The 2,724-nt window shown below is 60.8% G+C and carries 2 protein-coding genes; both read left to right on the forward strand.

All coding sequences use genetic code 11. The features are described 5' to 3' along the window. Positions 1 to 1,458, forward strand: a 1,458-nt coding sequence (gene fusA, locus OR16_RS37505; protein ID WP_006164371.1) for an elongation factor G, incomplete at its 5' end; no start/stop codon positions are given. Positions 1,459 to 1,535: 77 nt separating this feature from the next. Further along, a partial coding sequence (tuf, locus tag OR16_RS37510) for an elongation factor Tu (RefSeq protein WP_006164373.1) occupies positions 1,536 to 2,724 on the forward strand: 1,189 nt, incomplete at its 3' end.

Consider the following 2,724-nt stretch of genomic DNA (forward strand, 5'->3'; position numbering starts at 1 on the left):
CACGAATGGCGCGAGAAGATGGTCGAGGCAGCTGCCGAGTCGAACGAAGAGCTGATGAACAAGTATCTGGAAGAGGGCGAACTGTCCGAAGCCGAGATCATCAAGGGCCTGCGTGACCGTACCATCGCCTGCGAAATCCAGCCGATGCTGTGCGGCACCGCGTTCAAGAACAAGGGCGTGCAGCGTATGCTGGACGCCGTGATCGACTTCCTGCCGTCGCCGGTCGACATCCCGCCGGTCACCGGCGTGGACGACGACGACAAGGAAACCTCGCGCCGTGCCGCGGACGACGAAAAGTTCTCCGCGCTGGCGTTCAAGATCATGACCGACCCGTTCGTCGGCCAGCTGATCTTCTTCCGCGTCTACTCGGGCAAGGTCAATTCGGGCGACACCATCTACAACCCGGTCAAGAGCAAGAAGGAACGCCTGGGCCGGATTCTGCAGATGCACGCCAACCAGCGCGAAGAAATCAAGGAAGTGCTGGCAGGCGACATCGCCGCCGCGGTTGGCCTGAAAGAAGCCACCACGGGCGACACGCTGTGCGATCCGGACCACATCATCATCCTGGAACGCATGGTGTTCCCGGAGCCGGTGATTTCGCAGGCTGTCGAGCCGAAGACCAAGGCTGACCAGGAAAAGATGGGCATCGCCCTGAACCGCCTGGCACAGGAAGATCCGTCGTTCCGCGTGAAGACCGACGAAGAATCCGGCCAGACCATCATTTCGGGCATGGGCGAGCTCCACCTCGAAATTCTGGTCGACCGCATGAAGCGCGAATTCGGCGTGGAAGCCACCGTGGGCAAGCCCCAGGTTGCGTACCGCGAAACCATCCGCAAGACCTGCGACGAAGTGGAAGGCAAGTTCGTCAAGCAGTCGGGCGGCCGTGGCCAGTACGGTCACGTGGTGCTGAAGCTCGAGCCGCAAGAACCGGGCAAGGGCTACGAATTCGTCGACGCCATCAAGGGCGGCGTGGTTCCGCGCGAGTACATCCCCGCAGTGGACAAGGGCATTCAGGACACCCTGAACTCCGGCGTCCTGGCAGGCTTCCCGGTGGTCGACGTCAAGGTCACGCTGTTCTTTGGTTCGTACCACGATGTGGACTCGAACGAAAACGCGTTCAAGATGGCCGGCTCCATGGGCTTCAAGGAAGGCATGCGTCGCGCAAGCCCCGTGCTGCTCGAGCCGATGATGGCTGTGGAAGTGGAAACGCCTGAAGACTTCATGGGTAACGTGATGGGCGATCTGTCGTCGCGTCGCGGCATTATCCAGGGCATGGACGACATGGTCGGCGGTGGCAAGATCCTGCGCGCGGAAGTTCCGCTGGCAGAGATGTTCGGCTACTCGACCTCGCTGCGCTCGGCCACGCAAGGCCGCGCTACGTACACGATGGAGTTCAAGCACTACGCTGAAGCTCCGAAGAACGTAGCCGACGCCGTGATCACGGCACGTGGCAAGTAAGTAAAAAATCCGCCGCCGCGCGTTATGCGCGGCGGCACTATGAACACGACATACTGGTTTCGATTAGGAGCTGAAAAATGGCAAAGGAAAAGTTCTCGCGGACTAAGCCGCACGTGAACGTTGGCACGATTGGTCACGTTGACCACGGCAAGACCACCCTGACGGCAGCAATTGCTACGGTGCTGGCAGCCAAGTTTGGCGGTTCGGCCAAGAAGTACGACGAAATCGACGCAGCGCCGGAAGAAAAGGCACGCGGTATTACCATCAACACCGCACACGTCGAGTACGAAACGGCTAATCGCCACTACGCACACGTTGACTGCCCGGGCCACGCTGACTATGTGAAGAACATGATCACGGGCGCCGCACAGATGGACGGCGCTATCCTGGTGTGCTCGGCCGCTGACGGCCCCATGCCCCAGACCCGCGAACACATCCTGCTGGCCCGCCAGGTTGGCGTGCCTTACATCATCGTGTTCCTGAACAAGTGCGACATGGTCGACGACGCCGAGCTGCTCGAGCTGGTCGAAATGGAAGTGCGCGAGCTTCTGTCGAAGTACGAATTCCCCGGCGACGACACCCCGATCATCAAGGGTTCGGCCAAGCTGGCACTGGAAGGCGACAAGGGCGAACTGGGCGAGCAAGCCATTCTGGCCCTGGCCGAGCAGCTGGACAGCTACATCCCGACGCCGGAACGTGCCATCGACGGCACCTTCCTGATGCCGGTGGAAGACGTGTTCTCGATCTCGGGTCGTGGCACGGTTGTGACCGGTCGTATCGAGCGCGGCATCATCAAGGTTGGTGAAGAAATCGAAATCGTTGGTATCAAGCCGACGGTCAAGACGATCTGCACCGGCGTGGAAATGTTCCGCAAGCTGCTGGACCAAGGTCAAGCTGGCGACAACGTGGGTCTGCTGCTGCGCGGCACGAAGCGCGAAGACGTCGAGCGCGGCCAAGTGCTGTGCAAGCCGGGTTCGATCAAGCCGCACACGCACTTCACCGGCGAGGTCTACATCTTGTCGAAGGACGAAGGCGGCCGTCACACCCCGTTCTTCAACAACTACCGCCCGCAGTTCTACTTCCGCACGACCGACGTGACTGGCTCGATCGAGCTGCCGAAGGACAAGGAAATGGTCATGCCGGGTGACAACGTGTCGATCACGGTCAAGCTGATTGCCCCGATCGCCATGGAAGAAGGCCTGCGTTTCGCCATCCGTGAAGGCGGTCGTACCGTCGGCGCCGGCGTCGTGGCAAAGATCCTCGACT

The sequence above is a fragment of the Cupriavidus basilensis OR16 genome (assembly GCF_000243095.1).
Taxonomy (GTDB): domain Bacteria; phylum Pseudomonadota; class Gammaproteobacteria; order Burkholderiales; family Burkholderiaceae; genus Cupriavidus; species Cupriavidus basilensis_D.